Origin of the sequence: Sinorhizobium psoraleae (assembly GCF_013283645.1) — a bacterium.
GTDB lineage: Bacteria > Pseudomonadota > Alphaproteobacteria > Rhizobiales > Rhizobiaceae > Sinorhizobium > Sinorhizobium psoraleae.
In genome coordinates this window covers 23,266-45,410 of sequence record NZ_JABEKV010000004.1, presented here as the reverse complement: position 1 = coordinate 45,410, position 22,145 = coordinate 23,266, and the positions used below count along the sequence as shown (strand labels likewise).

General features: G+C 60.7%; 17 protein-coding genes. 1 reads left to right on the top strand and 16 read right to left on the bottom strand.

The genetic code is table 11. The features are described from left to right. Window positions 1–22: 22 nt before the first annotated feature. Window positions 23–3,517 (bottom strand): DNA polymerase III subunit alpha, encoded by a 3,495-nt coding sequence (dnaE, locus tag ILFOPFJJ_RS21110; protein WP_173512553.1) that lies wholly within the window; start codon window positions 3,515–3,517, stop codon window positions 23–25. A gap of 663 nt (window positions 3,518–4,180) precedes the next feature. Between dnaE and ILFOPFJJ_RS21105 the strand changes: the two genes are divergently transcribed. Continuing rightward, window positions 4,181–4,648 (top strand): DUF5680 domain-containing protein, encoded by a 468-nt coding sequence (locus ILFOPFJJ_RS21105; RefSeq protein WP_173512552.1) that lies wholly within the window; start codon window positions 4,181–4,183, stop codon window positions 4,646–4,648. Window positions 4,649–4,715: 67 nt separating this feature from the next. Here the strand turns inward: ILFOPFJJ_RS21105 and ILFOPFJJ_RS21100 are convergent, their stop codons facing one another. From ILFOPFJJ_RS21100 to nuoG, 15 genes are all read right to left on the bottom strand, one after another. Continuing rightward, the gene (locus ILFOPFJJ_RS21100) at window positions 4,716–5,402 is read right to left on the bottom strand and encodes an ABC transporter ATP-binding protein (protein ID WP_173512551.1); all 687 of its coding nucleotides are present in this window, start codon (window positions 5,400–5,402) and stop codon (window positions 4,716–4,718) included. Window positions 5,403–5,419: 17 nt separating this feature from the next. Further along, window positions 5,420–6,730 carry a lipoprotein-releasing ABC transporter permease subunit gene (locus ILFOPFJJ_RS21095; protein ID WP_173512550.1) on the bottom strand — a complete coding sequence of 437 codons (1,311 nt, stop codon included), beginning with the start codon at window positions 6,728–6,730 and terminating at the stop codon, window positions 5,420–5,422. A gap of 17 nt (window positions 6,731–6,747) precedes the next feature. Continuing rightward, the gene (gene proS, locus ILFOPFJJ_RS21090; RefSeq protein WP_173512549.1) at window positions 6,748–8,076 is read right to left on the bottom strand and encodes a proline--tRNA ligase; all 1,329 of its coding nucleotides are present in this window, start codon (window positions 8,074–8,076) and stop codon (window positions 6,748–6,750) included. Between the two features lie 868 nt (window positions 8,077–8,944). Beyond that, the gene (locus ILFOPFJJ_RS21085) at window positions 8,945–9,214 is read right to left on the bottom strand and encodes a DUF1467 family protein (protein ID WP_173512548.1); all 270 of its coding nucleotides are present in this window, start codon (window positions 9,212–9,214) and stop codon (window positions 8,945–8,947) included. 133 nt (window positions 9,215–9,347) lie between these two features. Beyond that, the gene (gene mce, locus ILFOPFJJ_RS21080; RefSeq protein WP_173512547.1) at window positions 9,348–9,752 is read right to left on the bottom strand and encodes a methylmalonyl-CoA epimerase; all 405 of its coding nucleotides are present in this window, start codon (window positions 9,750–9,752) and stop codon (window positions 9,348–9,350) included. A gap of 75 nt (window positions 9,753–9,827) precedes the next feature. Next, window positions 9,828–11,495: a ribonuclease J gene (locus tag ILFOPFJJ_RS21075; RefSeq protein ID WP_173512546.1), complete on the bottom strand. Its 1,668-nt coding sequence runs from the start codon at window positions 11,493–11,495 to the stop codon at window positions 9,828–9,830. Between the two features lie 25 nt (window positions 11,496–11,520). After that, window positions 11,521–12,288 carry a biotin--[acetyl-CoA-carboxylase] ligase gene (locus tag ILFOPFJJ_RS21070; RefSeq protein WP_173512545.1) on the bottom strand — a complete coding sequence of 256 codons (768 nt, stop codon included), beginning with the start codon at window positions 12,286–12,288 and terminating at the stop codon, window positions 11,521–11,523. After that, the gene (gene nuoN / locus ILFOPFJJ_RS21065) at window positions 12,285–13,727 is read right to left on the bottom strand and encodes an NADH-quinone oxidoreductase subunit NuoN (protein WP_173512544.1); all 1,443 of its coding nucleotides are present in this window, start codon (window positions 13,725–13,727) and stop codon (window positions 12,285–12,287) included. The genes ILFOPFJJ_RS21070 and nuoN overlap by 4 nt, the downstream gene beginning before the upstream one ends. 19 nt (window positions 13,728–13,746) lie before the next feature. Continuing rightward, window positions 13,747–15,258 (bottom strand): NADH-quinone oxidoreductase subunit M, encoded by a 1,512-nt coding sequence (locus ILFOPFJJ_RS21060; RefSeq protein WP_173512543.1) that lies wholly within the window; start codon window positions 15,256–15,258, stop codon window positions 13,747–13,749. Continuing rightward, entirely contained in the window at window positions 15,258–17,252 is a 1,995-nt protein-coding gene (nuoL, locus tag ILFOPFJJ_RS21055; protein ID WP_173512542.1) for an NADH-quinone oxidoreductase subunit L, read from the bottom strand. Before nuoL ends, ILFOPFJJ_RS21060 begins: the two co-directional genes overlap by 1 nt. Window positions 17,253–17,259: 7 nt before the next feature. Continuing rightward, complete coding sequence (gene nuoK / locus ILFOPFJJ_RS21050; protein ID WP_034803568.1) at window positions 17,260–17,568, bottom strand: NADH-quinone oxidoreductase subunit NuoK; 309 nt, start codon at window positions 17,566–17,568, stop codon at window positions 17,260–17,262. A 28-nt stretch (window positions 17,569–17,596) separates the two neighbouring features. Beyond that, window positions 17,597–18,211, bottom strand: a complete 615-nt coding sequence (locus ILFOPFJJ_RS21045) for an NADH-quinone oxidoreductase subunit J (RefSeq protein WP_173513307.1) — start codon at window positions 18,209–18,211, stop codon at window positions 17,597–17,599. Between the two features lie 145 nt (window positions 18,212–18,356). Beyond that, window positions 18,357–18,848, bottom strand: coding sequence for an NADH-quinone oxidoreductase subunit NuoI (gene nuoI / locus ILFOPFJJ_RS21040; RefSeq protein ID WP_136504284.1), 492 nt, complete (start codon window positions 18,846–18,848; stop codon window positions 18,357–18,359). Window positions 18,849–18,912: 64 nt separating this feature from the next. After that, window positions 18,913–19,956, bottom strand: a complete 1,044-nt coding sequence (gene nuoH / locus ILFOPFJJ_RS21035) for an NADH-quinone oxidoreductase subunit NuoH (RefSeq protein ID WP_173512541.1) — start codon at window positions 19,954–19,956, stop codon at window positions 18,913–18,915. A 20-nt stretch (window positions 19,957–19,976) separates the two neighbouring features. Then, window positions 19,977–22,058 carry an NADH-quinone oxidoreductase subunit NuoG gene (gene nuoG / locus ILFOPFJJ_RS21030; protein ID WP_173512540.1) on the bottom strand — a complete coding sequence of 694 codons (2,082 nt, stop codon included), beginning with the start codon at window positions 22,056–22,058 and terminating at the stop codon, window positions 19,977–19,979. Between the last annotated feature and the right edge of the window lie 87 nt (window positions 22,059–22,145).

Sequence of the window (22,145 nt, the reverse complement as noted above, 5' to 3'; positions counted from 1 at the left end):
TAAACACACTCCTGGAAACACTTTAGACGAGTTCGACATCGACGACCCCTGGGGCCGAGCGAAGCGCCGCCGCGATCTCCGGCGAAATCCGGTATTTCTCGTTGAGCTCGACCTCGATTTCCCGCTGGCCGTTTTCCTTGATGACGACGAAGGAAACGAGACCATCGCCCTTCGTGTTGAGATGGGAGGCGATGGAGCGCAGAGGGCCGGCGTCGCGCACGAAGACGCGCAGCGCCTTCTGCATCTGCAGCGACTCCTCTTCGAGAGAGCGCAAAGTCTGGATGCGAAGGCCGATTCCTTCCGGCCGCTCCTCGGCGGCGACCGTCATGACCAGCGATTTGCCCGGCTCCAGGAGATCGCGGTACTGGTTCAACATCTCCGAGAAGAGAACGGCTTCGAACTGACCCGACGCGTCGGAGAAGGCGACGATCCCCATCTTGTTGCCGGTACGCGTCTTGCGCTCCTGCTTCGAGGTCACCGTTCCCGCCAGCCGGCCAGCGGTCGCCCCCTGCTTCACCGCCGCTGCGAAATCCACAAATGTCTGCACGCGCATCTTCGCCAGCAGCTTGTTGTAGGTATCGAGCGGATGGGCAGAAAGATAGAAGCCGAGCACCTGAAACTCCCGGTGCAGCTTCTCGGAGGCGAGCCAGGGCGTGTAGGCCGGCAGCGCGATCCGTTCCGGTCCGGTCGCTGCCCCGGCGCCGAACATATCGCTCTGGCCGCTCACCTTGTTTTCCTGCGCGCGCTGGGCGAAGCCCAGGATCCGGTCAAGCCCGCCAATGAGTTCGGCCCGGTCGTAGCCGAAGCAATCAAATGCGCCAGCCGCGATCAGACTTTCGAAGACGCGCCTGTTCAGAAGCTTCGGGTCGATCCGGAGGCAGAAATCCTCGAGGCTCGCAAACGGGCGGTCGCCGCGAACGGCAACGATATGCTCGACGGCCGAGTCGCCGACGCCCTTGATGGCGGCAAGCGAATAATAAATGCGGTTGTCGCCGGTCTCGAAATGGCGGAAGGACGTCTGCACCGACGGAGCGATCACCTCAATGCCGAGGCGCATGGCGTCCTGGCGAAAATCGTTGATCTTTTCCGTGTTCGACATATCGAGCGTCATCGATGCCGCGAGGAACTCGACCGGATGATGCGCCTTCATATAGGCGGTCTGGTAGGAGACGATGGCGTAAGCGGCCGCATGCGACTTGTTGAAGCCGTAGTTGGCGAACTTCGCGAGCAGGTCGAAGATCAGGTCGGCCTGCGGCTTCGACACGTCGTTCTTGACGGCGCCTTCGACGAAGCGGGCGCGCTGCTTGTCCATCTCCTCCTTGATCTTCTTGCCCATGGCGCGGCGCAGGAGATCGGCCTCGCCGAGCGAATAGCCCGAGAGCACCTGCGCGATCTGCATCACCTGCTCCTGGTAGACGATGACGCCCTGCGTCTCCTTCAGCAGATAGTCGATCTTCGGATGGATCGACTCGATCTCTTCCTCACCATGTTTGCGGGCGTTATAGACCGGGATGTTTTCCATCGGGCCGGGACGGTAGAGCGCGACAAGCGCGATGATGTCCTCGATGCAGTCCGGCCGCATGCCGATCAGCGCCTTGCGCATGCCGGCGCTTTCCACCTGGAACACGCCGACCGTCTCGCCGCGGGAAAGCATCTCGTAGGTCTTCGTGTCGTCCAGCGGAATGCTCGCAAGATCGATGTCAACGCCGCGCTTGGCGACGAAATCGACCGCGGTCTTCAGTACCGTCAGCGTTTTCAGGCCGAGGAAGTCGAACTTGACGAGACCGGCCTGCTCCACCCATTTCATGTTGAACTGGGTGACCGGCATGTCCGAGCGCGGATCGCGGTACATCGGCACCAGCTTCGAGAGCGGCCGGTCGCCGATGACGATGCCGGCGGCGTGCGTCGAGGCATGGCGGTAGAGACCCTCGATCTTCTGGGCGATATCGAGAAGGCGAGCCACGACCGGCTCCTTTTCCGCCTCCTCCTGCAGCCGCGGCTCCTCCTCGATCGCTTTCGAAAGCGGAGTCGGATTGGCCGGGTTGTTCGGCACGAGCTTGCAGATCTTGTCGACCTGGCCATAGGGCATTTCGAGCACGCGGCCGACGTCGCGCAAAGCCGCACGCGCCTGCAGCGATCCGAAGGTTATAATCTGCGCCACCTGCTCGCGACCGTATTTGCCCTGGACGTAACGGATGACCTCTTCACGCCGGTCCTGGCAGAAGTCGATATCGAAGTCCGGCATCGACACGCGCTCAGGGTTGAGGAAGCGTTCGAACAGCAGCGAGAAACGCATCGGATCGACATCCGTGATCGTGAGCGCATAGGCAACGAGCGACCCGGCACCCGAGCCGCGGCCCGGTCCGACGGGAATGCCATGCTGCTTGGCCCATTTGATGAAGTCCGAAACGATAAGGAAGTAGCCCGGAAACTTCATCCGCTCGATGACGCCGAGTTCGAAAGCCAGCCGCTCGCGGTAATCCTCTTCCTTGTAGCCCGGCGCCATACCGAGCTTCGCCAGGCGACCTTCAAGCCCCTCCTCCGCCTGCCGGCGAAGCTCTGCCGCCTCCGCGCGCTCGGCCTCCTCCGGATCATCCGAAGCGCCGGTGAAGCGCGGCAGGATCGGCCCGCGGGTCTTCAGCATGAAGGAGCAGCGCCGGGCGATTTCGATCGTGTTCTGCAACGCTTCAGGGAGATCGGCGAAGAGCGCGGCCATTTCCTTGCGGCTCTTCAGGTAATGATCCGGGGTCAGTCGGAAACGGCTGTCATCCGAGACCATCGCGTTGTGAGCGACCGCCATCAGTGCGTCGTGCGCGTCATAGTCAGCTGGCGAAGGAAAGAACGCCTCGTTGGTCGCCACCAGCGGGACATCAAACCGATAGGCGAGTTCGACCAGGCGGCTCTCGTGGCGCCGGTCATAGTTGCCGTGCCGCTGCAGTTCCAGATAGAGCCGGTCGCCGAAGAGCTCGATCAACGCCTTCAGGCGCGTCTCCGCCAGAGCCGACGAACCCGCCTTCAGCGCCATGTCAATCGGGCCGCCGGCCGCGCCCGTCAGCGCAATCAGACCATCGGTCCCGCCCTCAGCCAACCATGACCGTGTTATTCGCGCGGACTGGCTGCCCTCGCCATCCAAATAGGCGCGGCTGACGAGGTCGACGAGCCGGACATAGCCGTCATCGGTTGCGGCGATCAGCACGAGCGACGGCAGCTTAGCAAGCTGGTGATGGTGGCCGCGCCGTTCCCCTTCCGCCTCGTCCTCCATGTCGATCGACAATTGACAGCCGATGATCGGCTGCAAGCCGTCATCCGCTGCCTTCTGCGAAAATTCGAGGGCCGCGAAGAGATTGTTGGTGTCGGCAATGCCTATGGCCGGTTGCTCATCCGCGACAGCCTTGCCGATGATTTTCTTCAACGGCAGCGCACCCTCCAACAACGAAAAGGCCGAATGCACACGCAAGTGAACAAACTGCGGATCCGTCGCAGTTGCCCGCTGCCCAAGGCCTTCGTCATTCGCCATCGTCGTACTCCGATTCGCGCTACCGCATGTTGCTTAAATCGTAGCCGATTCAGGGACAAAACATGCAGCAATTCAAAGTGCTACAGCGTCCTTTTGCGCGTCTGACAAGACGCGCGGCGCTGTAGGAGCAGAGGGTATCCCGTGTCCGGTCCCCCGTGTCCAGTGTAACGACCGGAACCGCCGTCTTTTTCAACACTGCATCCGAGGAAAGCGCAAACCCGACGCGGCCCTACCCTGCGAGACGACACCGAAGCAGGAGGGTTACAATCCGAGCGCAATCACGGAAATGCTGGCGATGAAGAGGCTCATCGAGGCGAAGGCGGCGAGATCACGAACGAAATCAGTCATAACATGGCTCCTTTTCCGCTATTGTTTTTCTTTTGTTCTTTTTTTGTTCCATAGTCAAGCAAGGCTGCATAAAAGGTCCCGCTATTCAGCTTTCATGGTTAATGCGCCCGCGCAGCCGGCGTGGCGCCACGACTGTGCCGCTCCGGATTCGGTCAAGGAAGGCTAAACCAAGCGCACCAACGACTCACGGCTTCCCCGAGGTCGACACCAAGACAGGCAACTCGTAGCCACACAATTCACACGTATGTTCCTGTTTTGTTCTTTACATGGCGGCAATGTTCCGGCATCCTCGGCGGCCGAATTGGGAGCACGCTCATGTTCAGCATACAGGAACTCACCGACTTCATCGTCGAGGCGAAATCGAAGACCTATGTCGGCAACGGCGCCGAGCTTCCCGCCTGCAGACCCGGCTCTCGCGATATCGGACATCGGCGCGGCGTGTGGAGCTATCTCGACAGCTATTTTGGCGGAACGGATTTTGCCGGCCAAGAGGCGGTCTGGCATGAGGGCAATCCGCGCTGGGCCATGAATTACTTCGGCCGCATCGTTCGTCCGGACCTGATCGATGCTGAACGAGCCGGCGCCGTTATCAAGGCCGCGCTACAGACGATGTATCGTGAGAAGCGCCATTTCCTCGGCGGCATGGAGTATCAGCACGCCTATGGTTGCTATGTCGATAGCAGCCGCGGCGCGACAGATCACTTTTCCGGCCGCGAAGTGATTTTCGTCGATGGCGAAGAAGCCTATGAGCTTGAATATCGCGGTGGCCTCATCGTTCCCTGACGCGACAGCGCTGCGCGTCACCCCAGACGCGCAAAAGTCGCTGCAGACACTTTGAATTGCCGTATGGCTACTTCAGTTCGACGACCTTGCCATCCTCGATCGTTACGCGGCGATCCATCAGCGAGGCGAGTTCGTGGTTGTGCGTCGCGATCAGCGCGGCCAGCCCCGACTGTCGCGCCAAAGCCTCCAGCGCCTCGAACACATAGCCTGCGGTCTCGGGATCGAGATTGCCGGTCGGCTCATCGGCCAGGAGAACGAGCGGCGCATTGGCCACGGCGCGGGCGATCGCGACACGCTGCTGCTCGCCGCCGGAAAGTTCGGTCGGCCGATGACTGGCCCGGTGCCCGATGCGCATGTAATCGAGCAACGCCGTCGCTCTCTCCGCCGCTTCCGCTTTGGAAAGGCCGGCGATCAGTTGCGGCATCATGATGTTTTCCAGCGCGGAAAATTCGGGCAGAAGGTGATGGAACTGGTAGACGAAGCCGATCTCCTTGCGGCGGATCGCCGTGCGCCGGTCATCGCTAAGCCCATTACAGGCCAACCCGCTCACGACGACTTCACCCGCGTCCGGATGCTCAAGCAGGCCGGCAATATGCAGGAGCGTCGACTTTCCGGTTCCGGAGGGTGCCACGAGCGCGACCGTCTCGCCGGCCCGCAGCGTGAGATCGACGCCCTTGAGAATCGGGAGGTAGGTGTCGCCCTCGCCATAGTGCCGCTCGATGCCGGAGAGCTGCAGTGCCACTCGCGCATTCATTTGCGTTATTGTCCTTATTATTCGTATCGCAGGGCCTGCACCGGATCGAGGCGCGAGGCGCGCCAGGCTGGAAAGATCGTGGCAAGGAAGGAAAGGGCAATCGCCATGATGACGACGGCGACGGTCTCGTCGGCATTCATATCCGCAGGAAGCTGACTCAGGAAATAAAGTTCCGGATTGAAGAGCGTCGTTCCCGAAATCCAGGAGAAGAACTGACGGATCGATTCGATATTGAGACAGACAACGACGCCAAGGAGCACCCCGGCGATGGTGCCGGTGACGCCGATGGCAGCCCCGGTCATGAAGAAGATGCGCATCACCGACCCGGATGTCGCGCCCATCGTTCTGAGAATCGCGATGTCGCTGCCCTTGTCCTTCACCAGCATGATGAGGCCCGAAATAATGTTCAAGGCCGCCACCAGTACGATCAGCGTCAGGATCATGAACATGACGTTCCGCTCGACCTCGAGCGCGGAGAAGAAGGTCTTGTTGCGGTCGCGCCAGTCGCTGATGAAGATCTGCCGGCCGGCCGCGTCTTCAAGGGGCTTGCGCAAGGCGTCGACGGCGTCCGGATGCTCGGCGAAAATCTCGATCGATTGGACGAGACCTTCCGCATTGAAATAAAGCTGCGCCTCCTCGAGCGGCATGAAGACGATCGTTGCGTCGTATTCCGACATTCCGATCTCGAAGATCGCCGAGACCGTATAGGCCTTGACGCGAGGATTCATGCCCATGGGCGTCACATCGCCATTCGGCGACGTCAGCGTGATCGTGCCACCGACACGGATGCCCAGTTGTTCGGCCATACGCGAACCGATGGCGACGCCGCTGCCCGACGCAAAGCCGACAAGATCGCCCTGCTGAATGTGCTCCGAGATGGATTTCATCTTCGAGAGGTCGTCGGCACGGACACCGCGAACGAGGGCTCCTGTTGACGCGTCACCCAGCCCTTGGGCGAGAACCTGCCCTTCGACCATAGGGATCGCCATGGTGACGCCGGGGACCGCGGAAAACTTGGTGGCGAGATCGGCATAGTTGGTGAGCGGTCCATCGAGCGGCTGAACGATGATATGGCCGTTCATGCCGAGGATGCGCGAAATAAGCTCGGTACGGAATCCGTTCATCACCGCCATGACGATGATCAGCGTCCCCACACCCAGCATGATGCCGATGAAGGAAAAGCCGGCGATGACCGAGATAAAGGCTTCCTTCCGTCGCGAGCGCAGATAGCGCCAGGCTACCATGCGCTCGAACGCGGAAAAGGGACGACTGGAAGGCGCCCCAGACGGAGCGGCAGCCTGCACCTGGTCTTCCGTCGCCGCGGTCATCTTCGCTTCCTTCGTCTCTATCTGGTCGCAACCAGCTTGTTGATCGCGGCTTCGATCGTCATCGTCTCGCGTTCGCCGGTCTTGCGGTCCTTGACCTCGATCTCGCCATTCGCGACCGAACGCGGGCCGACGATGATCTGAACCGGAACGCCAATGAGATCGGCGGTCGCGAATTTCGCGCCGGCGCGATCATCGGTATCGTCCAGAAGCACGTCGAATCCAGCCTTGCCGAGATCCGAGTAGAGCGTGCCGCAGGCCGCATCGCAAGCGGCATCACCCGCTTTCATGTTGATTACCACCACATCGAACGGGGCGACCGACTTCGGCCAGATGATGCCGTTTTCGTCGTGCGACGCTTCGATGATCGCCGGCACGAGACGCGTCGGACCGATGCCGTAGGAGCCCATATGCACGACGTGCTCCTTGCCGTCCGGCCCAAGCACCTTCGCGCCCATCGCTTCGGAGTATTTTGTGCCGAAATAGAAGATATGGCCAACCTCGATGCCGCGCGCGGAAAGACGCTCCCCCTCGGGGATCGCGTTGAAAGCCGGCTCGTCATGCATTTCCGACGTCGCCGCATAGCGCGACGTCCATTTCTCGAAGATCGTCTTCAGGCCGGCGACGTCATCGAAATTGGTTTCCTCACCCGGAATATCGAAACCGAGGAAATCCTTGTGGCAGAAGACTTCGGACTCGCCGGTGTCGGCGAGAATGATGAACTCGTGGCTGAGATTACCGCCAATGGGGCCGGTATCGGCGCGCATCGGAATGGCGCGCAGGCCCATGCGGGCGAAAGTGCGCAAATAGGCGGCGAACATCCTGTTATAGGCATGTTCCGCCCCTTCGCGGTTAAGATCGAAGGAATAGGCGTCCTTCATCAGGAACTCGCGCGAACGCATCGTGCCGAAGCGCGGACGGATCTCGTCGCGGAACTTCAACTGAATATGATAGAGGTTCAGCGGCAAGTCGCGGTAGGACCTCACATAGGAGCGGAACACGTCCGTGATCATCTCCTCGTTCGTCGGACCATAGAGCATCGGCCGGTCCTGCCGGTCCTTGATGCGTAGCATTTCCTTGCCATAGGCATCGTAGCGCCCGCTCTCCTGCCACAACTCTGCCGACTGCAGCGTCGGCATCAGGAGCTCGATCGCGCCGGAGCGGTTCTGCTCTTCGCGAATGATCGCATTGACCTTGTCGAGCACGCGCTTGCCGAGCGGCAACCAGGTGTAGATGCCGGCAGACTGCTGGCGGATCATGCCCGTCCGCAGCATCAGACGGTGGGAAACGATTTCCGCTTCCTTCGGATTTTCCTTCAAGATGGGCATGAAATAGCGGGACAGGCGCATGACGGGTTCCAGAACTTGGTGGACTTCGCACTATCGGCGGATTCGGGCGAAATGACGTTGTGCTTCGGCCGCCGTCCACCTGCAAGCGAGGAGAAGCGGCTTTGCCTTACTGCGATCGTACTCTTGAATTTCTCCTCCGGCACCGCCGGTGTGGAAAGCATTCGAGCTCAGCGTTCATAACCGCTTCGCGAGCGGAAGAAAACCCTGCCGCGGCGGGAAGAAAGCCACATAACAGATGGGATTTGACAGGAAATGCGCCGAGCTCGCCTGCGTCAAAAGAGCACGGTAGTAACAGGACAATGACGGCTCCTGTCAACGGGAAAATTTTGTCAGACTGTAGCAAAAATGCAAAAAAAGCAGATGACAGCGCCCAATGTTTGAGCTAATTTCGGCTCACAAAACAGGCAAGAAGACCAAATTCTTGCCGAAATTCGCGGTCAAGTCTTGGGAGGATAAGATCTTAGGCGCGCTCGTCCGCTGCCGCCGGAAACGGATTAAAGATCACGCGAAACTTAAAAACAAGGCTTTACGCCTTGTTTTTTTTTGCTTTTTCACAATACCCCAGAACCGAAGCACTTTTCAAAAATGTCAATTCTCCGGTTGTCAAGGCCGCGAATTTCCCGTTGGCGCCGAGGGGCTGGCAGGAATGCTATCCGCATCTCCTGCTCATGTTTCCTTAGTCGTATTCGATTTAGCGCCAAAAACATGCAGCAATTCAACGTGCTACAGGCTCCTTTGGCGCGTCTGATGAGACACGCGGCCCTGTAGGAGCCGTCACGAGATGGGGTGGCAGAACGCTGGCGACACGGCTGTCGGCTTCGCCCGTAGCATGTTTTTTTGCCATCCACCCGGCAGGCGCGGCGGCCGTTCAGTAAAATTCCGGAGCGAACCGCGGGATAGAATCGATCCCGTATCCGAGTTTGACAGAAACGACGTACCAACCGAGGTGAATGGCCGCAGCGATGACAGTGGTCAGCAAAACGACACGAAGTGCACGAAACCGCGCTGGAGCGCTTTCGACACTGCCGGGTACGACATCGTTTTCCTCGGCCTGCGTCCGGACTCCCAGAGGCAGAACGGCAAACAGCGTCAGCCACCAGATGATGAAGTAGATGGCAAGGGTCGAAAAAGCGGACATTGCGGGTCTCAATTCAAATCGCTGGACAGACCGAGCGCCGGCGCGTTTCCGCCGGAACTGCCGCCAAGGCTATGGCGTCCGCCTTATAGCGTTCCTCAGCCCAGCCGGCAAACAAGTGGGCCGCGCCCGACTGTCACACCTGTTCCAACTCTATCAGAGTACCCTGAAAATCCTTGGGATGGAGGAACAGGACCGGTTTGCCGTGCGCGCCGATTTTCGGCGTTCCATCGCCGAGCACCCGCGCGCCCGCCTGCTTCAACCGATCGCGCGCCGCGATGATATCCGCCACCTCATAGCAAATGTGGTGCATGCCGCCCGCCGGGTTCTTTGCAAGGAAGGCGGCAATCGGAGATGCCTCGCCCAGCGGTTCCAGCAGTTCCACCTTCGTGTTCGGGAGCGTTACGAACACAACCGTGACACCGTGTTCGGGAAGCGCCTGTGGCTCGGTGACGTTTGCACCGAGCGTCGAACGATAGCTTTCAGCGGCCGAAGACAAATCCGGCACGGCGATCGCCACGTGGTTTACCCTTCCCAACATCGAATGCTCCGTTCGCTCAAAGACCAAAGCCGATGGCTGCGTGACCGTTTACATCGTACCTTGGTGGCGAGGAAATCAGACTTTGGTGACAAAGACCGTGACGACCGGTTTCTTGCCCCAGACCTGATTGGCCGTGCTGCGCACGGCGCGGCGAACCGCTTCCTGCAACATGGCCAGATCCTTCCGCTTTGCCCGAGGAATGCTTTCCACTGCGCCGAGCACTGCGTCATAGAGCGTGTCATTCATGTCCTCGCCCTCGTCATCGAACTCCGGAAGCCCGATCGGCACGACAACCGGATCACCGAGGAAATCATAGCGGTTGTCGAGCACGACGTTGACGGAGACGTGCCCGGCGAAGGAAAGCTTGCGCCGCTCGCCGATGCCCATCTCGTCGAAATCGCCGATCAGGGTTCCGTCCTTATAGATGCGGCCGTGTGGCGCCTCGTCGATCACTTCCGCCGGCCCTGGAGCCAGGCGCAAGATTTGGCCGTTGCGCAGCCGCGGTACACTGGCGACCCCGGAATGCAGCGCCAGTTCGGCATGCGCCGTCAAGTGGGCTGCCTCGCCGTGGACGGGCACGACGATCTGCGGCTTGACCCACTGATACATCTGCTGCAGCTCGTTGCGCCGCGGGTGACCGGAAACATGCACCAGCGCCTCACTGTCGGTGATGATGTGAATGCCCTGTTCGATCAGACCGTTCTTGATATCGTTGATGGCTTTCTCATTGCCGGGGATGGTTCGCGAAGAGAAGACGATCGTGTCGCCGGCGGAAAACGCCACATTGCGCATCTCGTCCCGGGCAATCTTGGCAAGCGCTGCCCGGGGCTCGCCCTGGCTGCCGGTCAGGATCACGACGACCTTATCGCGCGGAATATAGCCGAACTCGTCCTCCGCCAGGAACGGCTTCAGCCCTTCCATCAGGCCGAGGTCCCTCGCTACGTCCACGACCCGCTTCATAGAACTGCCGAGCAGCAGCACCTCTCGGCCCGCTGCTTCCGCCGCTTCGGCGACGGAGCGAATGCGGCCGACGTTCGAGGAGAACGTGGTGATGCCGACACGACCTTCAGCGTTGGCGATGATCCTGGCCAGACTTTCGGAAACCTCCTGTTCGGAGGGCGAAACCCCATCGCGAAGTGCGTTGGTCGAGTCGCAGACGAGCGCCAGCACGCCTTCTTCGCCAACCCGGCGGAAGCGCGCCTCATCCGTGATCGGGCCGAGCGACGGCTCGATATCGATCTTCCAGTCGCCCGTGTGTACAACGGTGCCGAGCGGCGTGCGGATGACGAGTGACATCGGTTCCGGGATCGAATGATTGACGCCGACCGCCTCGATGCTGAAGGGGCCGACATTGATCCGGTCACCCTGCTTGAAGATCGTGATCGGAATTTCGCCGCGGCTCTTTTCGAAATCGCGCTTCGCCTCAAGCATGCCGGCGGTGAAGGGCGAGGCATAGACCGGAACGTTCAAGCCGGGCCAAAGATCGTTCAACGCACCATAGTGGTCCTCATGCGCATGCGTGATGATGATCGCCTTCAGATTGCGGCGCTCCTCCGCGAGGAAGGCGATATCCGGCAAGACCAGTTCGACGCCCGGCAGTTCCGGGCCGGGAAAGGTCACGCCGCAGTCAACCATGATCCACTGGCGGTTGCCCGGCCGGCCATAGCCATAAAGGCCGAGGTTCATGCCGATTTCGCCGACGCCGCCGAGCGGCAAGAACACCAGTTCTTCTTCCTGCGCCATATCTTTGCGCGCCCCTATTCTTCAATCATCCAAAAAATACATCACCGGCGGCGATCGCCTGCTGCGTGCCGGCGCCGGTATCGAGCAACAACCTGCCGTCGTGGTCAATACCGACAAAACGGCCCGAAAGCGATCGATCCGGCAGGTTGACCGTGATCGTCTCGCCAATGCCGCGCGCCGCCGAACGCCAAAGCTCAATGATCTTGCCGACGCTGGTGCCGCGATCCCAGAGCGCGAGCATCTCGGCCACGGCGAGAAAGAGATGTGCGAACAGTTCCTCGGGAGACGCCGACGCCCCTTCGCGACGAAGAGATGTCGCAGGATAGAGCGCCCCCTCGGGCGCGACACCGACATTCACTCCGAAGCCGATGACCAGCGCCCGGCGGCCATCGGCAAGCTCCTCCCCTTCGAGAAGAATGCCGCATGCCTTCTTTCCATCGATGAGGATGTCGTTTGGCCATTTGATCTCAACCGGCGCTGCCGCCGGCGGCATCACCATCCGGATCGCCCGGTGCGCCGCCACCGCGACTGCAAGAGGCAGGGAATGCAGGCGCGCGATCGGTGCCGGATCGATGAGAAGCAGCGATGCGTAGAGATTGCCAGGCTCGGAAAACCAGGCGCGGCCGCGACGGCCGCGACCGCCCGTCTGGCGCCCGGCGGTGATCCAGAGATTGCCTGGGTCGCCTTCGCGCGCCCTCGCCAGGCACTCGCTGTTGGTCGAGACGGTCTCGGCAAGTGCGACGTGCCGGAAGTCGTCAAGCGAAATCCGGCCGCCGCCCTTCCCGCCGGTCAAAAGAAGGTCCGGGCCGCAACTTCCGCGGCGCTTCCGAGCGGACCGCCGATCAGCACGTACCCGAGAACGAACAGACCGGAAAGGCCGAAGACAAGACGCAGTTCGCCAGCAGTGCGGGCAAATTCACCCTTGGCTTCATCAAACCACATGACCTTGATCACGCGCAGGTAATAATAGGCGCCGACGACGGACGCGAGCACGCCTATGATCGCGAGCGCGTAGAGATGCGCCTCGATTGCGGCCACGAACACGAAATACTTCGCGAAGAAACCTGCGAGCGGCGGAATGCCGGCCAGCGAAAACATCAGGATCGTCAGCACCGTTGCCATGAACGGATTGGTCTGCGAGAGACCGGCAAGATCATCGATGTTCTCGACGTGCTCGCCTTCCTTGCGGCGCATGGCGAGAATGCAGGCAAAGGTGCCGAGCGTCATGATCATGTAGATCAGCATGTAGAGGATCACGCCGCGCACTCCGGCCATCGAGCCGGCCGCAAGGCCGACCAGGGCATAGCCCATGTGGCCAATCGAGGAATAGGCCATCAGCCGTTTGATGTTCCTCTGGCCGATTGCCGCGAAGGCACCGAGCAGCATGGAAGCGATCGAGATGAAGACGATGATCTGCTGCCAGTCGGCCACCACCGGTTCGAAGGCGTTGATGACGATGCGAACGAGGATCGACATCGCCGCGACCTTCGGAGCGGCGGCGAAGAAGGCCGTGACCGGGGTCGGTGCGCCCTCGTAGACGTCCGGCGTCCACATGTGGAACGGAACCGCGGAAATCTTGAAGGCGAGGCCGGCGAGAATGAATACCAAGCCGAAGACCAGGCCGAGCGAACGGCCTTCCGCCGTCAGCGCCGCAGCGATCTCGTCGAAGCCGGTATGGCCGGTGAAACCGTAAACGAGCGACATGCCGTAAAGCATCATGCCCGATGACAGGGCACCGAGAACGAAATATTTCAATCCGGCTTCCGTCGAACGGATGCTGTCACGATTGATTGCCGCTACCACGTAGAGGGCGAGCGACTGCAATTCCAGCGACAGGTAGAGCGAGATCAGGTCGTTGGCGGAGATCATCAGCAGCATGCCGAGGGTCGCCAGAACCAGGAGCACCGGAAACTCGAAACGATCGATCTGGGCCGAGCGGGCATGACCGACGGTCATCACCATCGCAGTAATGGAGCCGATCAGCGCCAGGACCTTCATGAACTTGGCGAAGGGATCGGAGAGGAAGGCGCCGCCATAGGCCTCGCCCTCGCCCGTCTTCAGGACGAGCCACAGCCCTGCGATGATCAGCAGTGCGACCGCAAGCCCGGTTACCGTCGGCGTGGACCGTTCGCTCGAAAAGACGCCGATCATCAACAGTACCATCGCGCCGACCGCGAGGATCAGTTCGGGGACCGAGAGTTGCAGGCTTGCAAAGAGGGTTTCAGCAGTCATGTCCAGTCACGTCCTGTGGTCATTGCACCGAAAGCGCAACGTCTTGCGCTGCCTGCAGGGCTGCGGAGTAGTTGTTGACGAGCAGATCCACGGAAGCCGCCGTCGCATCGAAGACCGGCGCCGGATAGACACCGAAGAAGATCGTCAGGATCACCAGCGGGTAGAGAATGAGCTTCTCGCGCGCCGACAGATCGAGCAGCGCCTTCAGGCTCTCCTTCTCGAGCGCACCGAAGATCACCCGACGGTAGAGCCAGAGCGCATAGGCGGCCGACAGAATGACGCCGGTGGTCGCGAAGAAGGCGACCCAGGTATTGGCGCGGAAGGCGCCGACCAGCGTCAGTACTTCGCCGACGAAGCCGGAGGTGCCCGGAAGGCCGACGTTCGCCATGGTGAAGACCATGAAGGCGACCGCATATTTCGGCATGTTGTTGACGAGGCCGCCATAGGCAGCGATCTCGCGGGTGTGCAGCCGGTCATAGACGACGCCGACGCAAAGGAAGAGCGCGCCGGAGACGACGCCATGCGACAACATCTGGAAGATCGCGCCCTGGACGCCCTGCGTGTTGGCGGCGAAAGTACCCATGGTCACATAGCCCATGTGCGCCACCGAGGAATAGGCGATCAACTTCTTGATGTCGGTCTGCATCATCGCCACCAGCGAGGTGTAGATGATTGCGATGATCGAGAGCGTGAAGACGAACGGCGCGAAATAGTCCGACGCGAGCGGGAACATCGGCAGCGAGAAGCGCAGGAAGCCGTAGCCGCCGAGCTTCAGCAGGATGCCGGCGAGGATCACGGAGCCCGCGGTCGGCGCCTGGACGTGCGCGTCCGGAAGCCAGGTGTGAACCGGCCACATCGGCATCTTCACCGCGAAGGAGGCGAAGAAGGCAAGCCACAGCCAGGTCTGCATCCCGCGCGGGAACTTGTAGGCGAGCAGTTCCGTGATGTCGGTCGTGCCAGCCTGCCAGTACATCGCCATGATGGCGAGCAGCATCAGCACCGAGCCAAGCAGCGTGTAGAGGAAGAACTTGTAGCTCGCATAGACGCGATCCTTGCCGCCCCAGACGCCGATGATGATGAACATCGGAATGAGGCCCGCTTCGAAGAACACGTAGAAGAGCACGATATCGAGCGAGACGAAGACGCCCAGCATCAGCGTTTCCAGTATCAGAAACGCGATCATGTATTCCTTCAGGCGCTTCTCGATCGTGAGCCAGCTTGCGAGCACGCAGAATGGCATCAAGAGAGCCGTCAGAGGCAAGAACAGAACGGAAATGCCGTCAATGCCGAGATGATAGGAGATGCCGGTGCCGAGCCATTCGCGCTTCTCGACCATCTGGAAGCCGGGGTTCGAGGCGTCGAATTGATACCAGATGTAGAGCGATACGGCGAAGGTGAAGATCGTCGTCAGCAACGACACGTTCAGGATGTTGCGGCGGCCGTAGACGCTGTCTTCCCTTGTCAGCAAGAGAAGCAGAACGCCGACGAGCGGCATGAAGGTGACCGCGGAAAGTACGGGCCAATCGGTCATCAGAAGGAACTCCCGAGCATCATCCATGTAACGAGCGCAGCGATGCCGATCAGCATGGCGAACGCGTAGTGATAGAGGTAACCGGTCTGCAGCCGGACGACGCGGTCGGTCACGTCGAGAACGCGTGCCGCAACACCGTTCGGTCCGAAGCCGTCGATCACCCGGCCGTCACCCTCCTTCCAGAGGAAGGTGCCGAGACGCTTTGCGGTGCGGACGAAGAGGAAATCGTACAGTTCGTCGAAATACCACTTGTTGAGCAGGAACTGGTAGAGACCACGGTGTTGCTGCGCGAGATACTTCGGCGTCTCCGGCGAGCGGATGTACATGTACCAGGCGGTATAGAGACCAAGCGCCATGGCCACGAACGGGCTCCATTTCACCCAAAGCGGAACGTGGTGGTATTCCTCGAGAATTTCGTTTTCAGGCAGCGTGAAGAGAGAGCCCTGCCAGAACTCGACATAGTGATGGCCGAAGAAATAATCATGGAACAGGAAGCCCGCGAAGAGCGCGCCGGCGCCGAGGATATAGAGCGGCACCAGCATCACCTGCGGTGACTCGTGGACGTGATGCATGACGTCCGAAGAAGCCCGCGGCCTGCCGTGGAACGTCATGAAGGTCAGACGCCACGAATAGAAGCTCGTGAACAGAGCGGCGATCACGAGAAGGATGAAGGCGACGCCGGAAACGGCACCATGCGAGGCGAAGGTGGATTCGATGATCGCATCCTTCGAGAAGAAGCCAGCAGTGCCGATGACGGTTCCCGGAATGCCGACGCCGGTCAGCGCGATCGTACCGATAAACATCATCCAGTAGGTGACCGGGATGTGCGTGCGCAATCCGCCCATGTAACGCATGTCCTGCTCTCCATCGACGGCGTGGATCACCGAACCGGCGCCGAGGAACAGGAGCGCCTTGAAGAAGGCGTGCGTGAAGAGGTGGAAGATAGCGGCACCATAGGCGCCGACGCCGAGTGCCACGAACATGTAGCCGAGCTGCGAGCAGGTCGAATAGGCGATGACGCGCTTGATATCGTTCTGCACGAGGCCAACGGTTGCGGCAAAGAATGCCGTAATGGCACCGATCAGGGTAACGACCGTCAGCGCATCGGGCGAGAGCTCGAACAGCGGCGACATGCGGGCAACGAGGAAGACACCGGCGGTGACCATGGTTGCGGCATGGATGAGGGCCGACACCGGCGTCGGGCCCTCCATCGCGTCCGGCAGCCAAGTGTGCAACAGGAACTGCGCCGACTTGCCCATTGCGCCCATGAAGAGCAGCAGGCAGGTGGCGGTCAAGGCATGCGCCTTGTCGAGCTGCATACCGAACAGCGTGATGACGGCTTCCCCTGCCTCGGCGCCTTCCGCCGGCAGGTAGCTTTGTGCGGCGGCAAAGATGGTTTCGAGGTTGATCGAACCGAAGAGCACGAAGACGCAGAAGATTCCGAGCGAGAAACCGAAGTCGCCGACACGGTTGACAATGAAGGCCTTGATCGCCGCCGCGTTGGCGGAAGGCTTCTTGTACCAGAAGCCGATCAAGAGATAGGACGCCAAGCCCACGCCTTCCCAGCCGAAGAACATCTGCAAGAGGTTGTCCGACGTGATCAGCATCAGCATCGCAAAGGTGAAGAGCGATAGATAGGCGAAGAAGCGCGGCCGATGCGGATCATGATGCATGTATCCGATCGAATAGACGTGCACGAGCGTCGAAACCGTGTTGACCACCACAAACATGACCGCGGTCAGGGTGTCGACACGGAAGGCCCATTCGACATCGAAGCTGCCGGACTGGATCCAGCGCAACACCGAGACCTTGATCATTTCCTCTTCGCCGAGCGCGACATCGAAGAAAACGAGCCAGGACAGCGCGACCGCGATGATCATCAATCCGCTTGTCACATATTCGGATGCTTTCGCACCGATCTGCGTGCCGAGAAGACCCGCAATGAGAAAGCCGATCAGAGGCAAAAAGACGATAGCCTTGATAATGGTGTCCATAGCCCAATCAGCCCTTCATCATGTTGACGTCTTCGACGGCAATCGAGCCGCGGTTGCGGTAGAAGACGACGAGAATTGCAAGCCCGATGGCCGCCTCGGCGGCCGCCACAGTCAGGATGAACAGCGCGAAGACCTGACCGGTGATGTCGTTGAGGAAGGCCGAGAAGGCCACCATGTTGATATTGACCGCGAGCAGGATGAGTTCCACCGACATCAGGATGACGATGACGTTCTTCCGATTGAGAAAGATGCCGAAGACGCCGAGCGTGAACAGGATGGCGCTGACGGTCAGATAGTGGGAAATTCCGATTTCCATGTTGTAGTTCCTCGACCTCGCGTCCGGCTTAGATGCCCTGCCCGGGCTTGACCGTGACCACCTCGACGGCGGTCTCCGGTGTGCGGGCAACCTGGCGCGGAATGCTCTGGCGCTTGATGTTCTGGCGGTGACGGAGCGTCAGCACGATGGCGCCGATCATGGCGACGAGCAGCACGAGCCCCGCGATCTGGAAGAAGTAGATGTAGTGGGTGTAGAGAACGTCGCCGAGTGCGGCGGTATTCGTCCGCTCGGTTGCCGCCGGGATCGGCATCGAGATGCCCTTGGCGATTTCCGGCGAGAACGTGGTGCCCCCGACGACGACGATGAGCTCGGCCGCAAGGATCAAGCCGATCAACGCGCCGATCGGCGCATATTCAAGCACGCCCGCACGCAACTCCGCGAAATCGACGTCGAGCATCATGACGACGAACAGGAACAGAACAGCCACCGCGCCGACATAGACGACGAGCAGGATCATCGCGAGGAACTCGGCCCCCGTCAGCAGGAAGAGCCCTGCCGAGTTAAAGAAGGTCAGGATCAGGAACAGAACGGAGTAAACCGGATTCTTGGCCGCAATGACCATGAATGCCGATGCCACCGCAATGAAGGCAAAGAGATAGAAAAAAAGAACCTGCAGACCCATGATCGGTGCCTTTTTCGTCTTGCTCGGCGTGAAGGCGCCTGCCCCCACTCCACGGGCAATGCCGGACACGGTCCGGCCAAATGCCCAGTACCTGTTTCACATGCACCGCTCGGAAGCGGCGCGATGCAGCGTCACGCGGATAGCCTCAGCGGTAGGGCGAGTCCATCGCGATGTTACGCGCGATTTCCCGTTCCCACCGGTCGCCGTTGGCGAGCAGCTTCTCCTTGTCGTAGTAAAGCTCTTCGCGCGTTTCGGTGGCGAATTCGAAGTTCGGCCCCTCGACAATGGCGTCGACCGGACAGGCCTCCTGGCAAAAACCGCAATAGATGCACTTCACCATGTCGATGTCGTAGCGCACCGTGCGACGCGTGCCGTCGTTGCGGCGCGGGCCGGCTTCGATGGTGATTGCCTGGGCGGGACAGATCGCCTCGCACAGCTTGCAGGCAATGCAGCGCTCTTCCCCGTTCGGATAGCGGCGAAGCGCATGTTCGCCGCGGAACCGCGGACTGACCGGGCCCTTTTCGAAGGGGTAGTTCACGGTTGCCTTCGGCCTGAAGAAATAGCGCATCGACAGGAAGAATGCGCCGACGAATTCCTTGAGGAACAGCGAGTTGACGGCTTGCGAAAGACCGGCCATCATTTACCTCCAAACTTGCCGGCATCGAAGACACCGGCGGTATTCAGCGAAGCTTGAGCGGACATCAAGCCCACCCCATCAGCTTCAGAACGAATGCGACGATCACGACCATGGCGAGCGACAGCGGAAGGAAGACCTTCCAGCCAAGGCGCATCAACTGATCGTAGCGGTAGCGCGGCACGAACGCCTTGACCATCGCGAACATGAAGAAGACGAACGAGGCCTTGAGCACGAACCAGACGATGCCCGGGACCCAGTTCAGCAGCCAGATGTCAACCGGGGGCAGCCAGCCGCCGAGGAACAGGATCGTCGTCAGCGCGCACATCAGGCAGATCGCCGCATATTCGCCGAGCATGAACATCATGTACGGGGTGGAGCCGTATTCGACCATGAAGCCCGCGACGAGTTCGGATTCGGCTTCGGGCAGATCGAAGGGCGGACGGTTCGTCTCGGCAAGGGCCGAGATGAAGAACACGATGAACATCGGAAAGAGCGACAGCCAGTGCCAGTCGAGGAAAGAGGCCGGCAGGCCAATCATCGTTCCGAGACCGTCGCTCTGAGCGATGACGATGTCCGTCAGGTTGAGCGAGCCGACGCAAAGCAGGACCGTGACGATGACGAAGCCGATCGAGACTTCGTAGGACACCATCTGCGCGGCGGAACGCAACGCGCCGAGGAAGGGATACTTCGAGTTCGACGCCCATCCGCCCATGATGATGCCATAAACTTCGAGAGAAGATATGGCGAAGACGAAGAGGATACCGACGTTGATGTTCGCGATCACCCAGTTCGCGTTGAGCGGAATGACCGCCCAGGCGGCAAGAGCAAGCGTCACCGAGACCAGCGGCGCAAGCAGGAAGATCGTCTTGTTGGCGCCGGCCGGAATGACCGGCTCCTTGAAGACGAATTTCAGGAGGTCGGCGAAGGACTGAAACAGTCCCCACGGGCCAACGACGTTCGGGCCGCGGCGAAGCTGCACGGCCGCCCAGACCTTACGATCGGCCAGCAGAACATAGGCGATAAAGAGCAGCAGCGCGACCAGCAACAGCAGCGACTGGGCGACCATGATGATCGCAGGCCAGACATAGGTCGAAACGAAAGCGTCCATGATACTCTATTCCCTCGCGCTCATTCCGCCGCAGCTTTGAAATTGTTGCGTGCCAAAGCCGAGCATTCGGCCATCACGGCGGATGCGCGCGCTATCGGGTTCGTCAAATAGAAGTCTTTGACCGGAGACGCAAACACGGATTTCGCCATCTCACCGGCTTTTTGTGCGAGTGCGGCAATTTCATCGCTGCGGCCCGCAGCAATCGTGTCATTCTCGGCGAAATGCGGATGAGCCGCATAGAGCTTCGCGCGCAATTCACCAAGCGAATCAAAGGGCAGCTTTCGGCCGAGCACATCGGAAAGCGCCCGGATGATGGCCCAGTCCTCGCGCGCATCGCCCGGAGCGAAGCCGGCGCGGTTGCCCGTCTGCACCCGCCCTTCCGTGTTCACCCAGATTCCGGACTTTTCGGTGTAGGTCGCGCCCGGAAGAATGACATCGGCTGCATGTGCGCCGTTGTCGCCATGCGAACCGATATAGACGGTGAAGCCGGCTTTGCGCGCCGAAAGGTCGAGCTCGTCCGCGCCGAGCAGGAACAGCACTTCCGCGCTGCCGACCATATCGGCTGCCGACTTGCCGCCCTCCCCGGGGACGAAGCCGAGATCGAGCCCGCCGACGCGGGAGGCAGCCGTATGAAGAACGGCAAAACCGTTCCAGTCTGTGCCGACCGCGCCAACCGCGACCGCGAGCTTCGCGGCGTTTGCGAGAACGGCCGCACCGCCCTGCCCTGCCAGCGCGCCCTGGCCGACGATGATCAGCGGGCGCTGCGCCTTCTTCAAGGTCGCGAAGAACTTGGCCTTGCCGGAAAGGAGTTCGGCCAGCGTCTCGCTGCCAGCACCGAGATACTCGTATTCGTAACGCAGTTCGCCCTGTTCGCCGATCACGGCGATCGGGAAGTTGCCCATGCGGCAGCGCTTGCGGATGCGCGCATTGAGCACGGACGCTTCGAAGCGCGGATTGGAGCCGATGATAAGCAGCGCATCAGCACTTTCGATGCCCTGAATCGTCGGGTTGAAGATGTAGCTCGCGCGGCCAAGCGACGGGTCGAGCGCTGCACCATCCTGCCGGCAGTCGATATTCTGCGAGCCGAGCGACGAAACGAGTTCCTTCAGCGCGTACATTTCCTCGACAGAAGCGAGATCGCCGGCGATCGCGCCGATCGCGTCGCCCGAGGTCTTCGCAACGGCAGCCTTGATCGCCTGGAACGCCTCGCTCCAGCTTGCGGGCTGAAGGCGGCCGTCCTTCTTGACGTAGGGGCGATCAAGGCGCTGTGTCTTCAGGCCATCCCAGATGAAACGGGTCTTGTCGGAGATCCATTCCTCGTTAATGTCCTCGTTGACGCGCGGCATGATGCGCATGACTTCGCGGCCGCGCGTGTCGACGCGGATCGCCGAGCCGAGCGCGTCCATGACGTCGATCGATTCGGTCTTGTTCAGTTCCCACGGGCGTGCGGTGAAGGCGAATGGCTTGGACGTCAAGGCGCCGACCGGGCAGAGGTCGACGACATTGCCCTGCAGCTCGGACGTCATCGCCTGCTCGAGATAGGTGGTGATCTCGGCGTCCTCGCCGCGACCGATGAGACCGAGTTCGGCAATGCCGGCGACCTCCGTCGTGAAGCGGACGCAACGCGTGCAGTGGATGCAGCGGTTCATTACCGTCTTCACCAGCGGGCCGATATACTTGTCCTCGACCGCGCGCTTGTTCTCCTGATAGCGCGAGCTGTCAATGCCGAAGGCCATGGCCTGGTCCTGCAGGTCGCACTCACCGCCCTGATCGCAGATCGGGCAGTCGAGCGGATGATTGATCAGCAGGAATTCCATGACGCCTTCGCGTGCCTTCTTGACCATCGGCGTGGTCGTGAAGACTTCCGGCACTTCGCCGTTCGGGCCGGGGCGCAGATCGCGCACACCCATGGCGCAGGAAGCGGCCGGCTTCGGCGGCCCGCCCTTCACCTCGATCAGACACATGCGGCAGTTGCCGGCAACCGAAAGCCGCTCATGGAAACAGAAGCGCGGAACCTCGGCGCCGGCCTCTTCACACGCCTGAAGCAGCGTGAAATGATCCGGGACCTCGATCTCTTTTCCGTCGACTTTCAGCTTTGCCATCTTCGCACTCAATCCTGTCTTCCGTCCGCCTGCCTCTCGGCGGCAGACAATTCCTTTATAGCCATGCCGCTTGCTGGCGATGGCCGC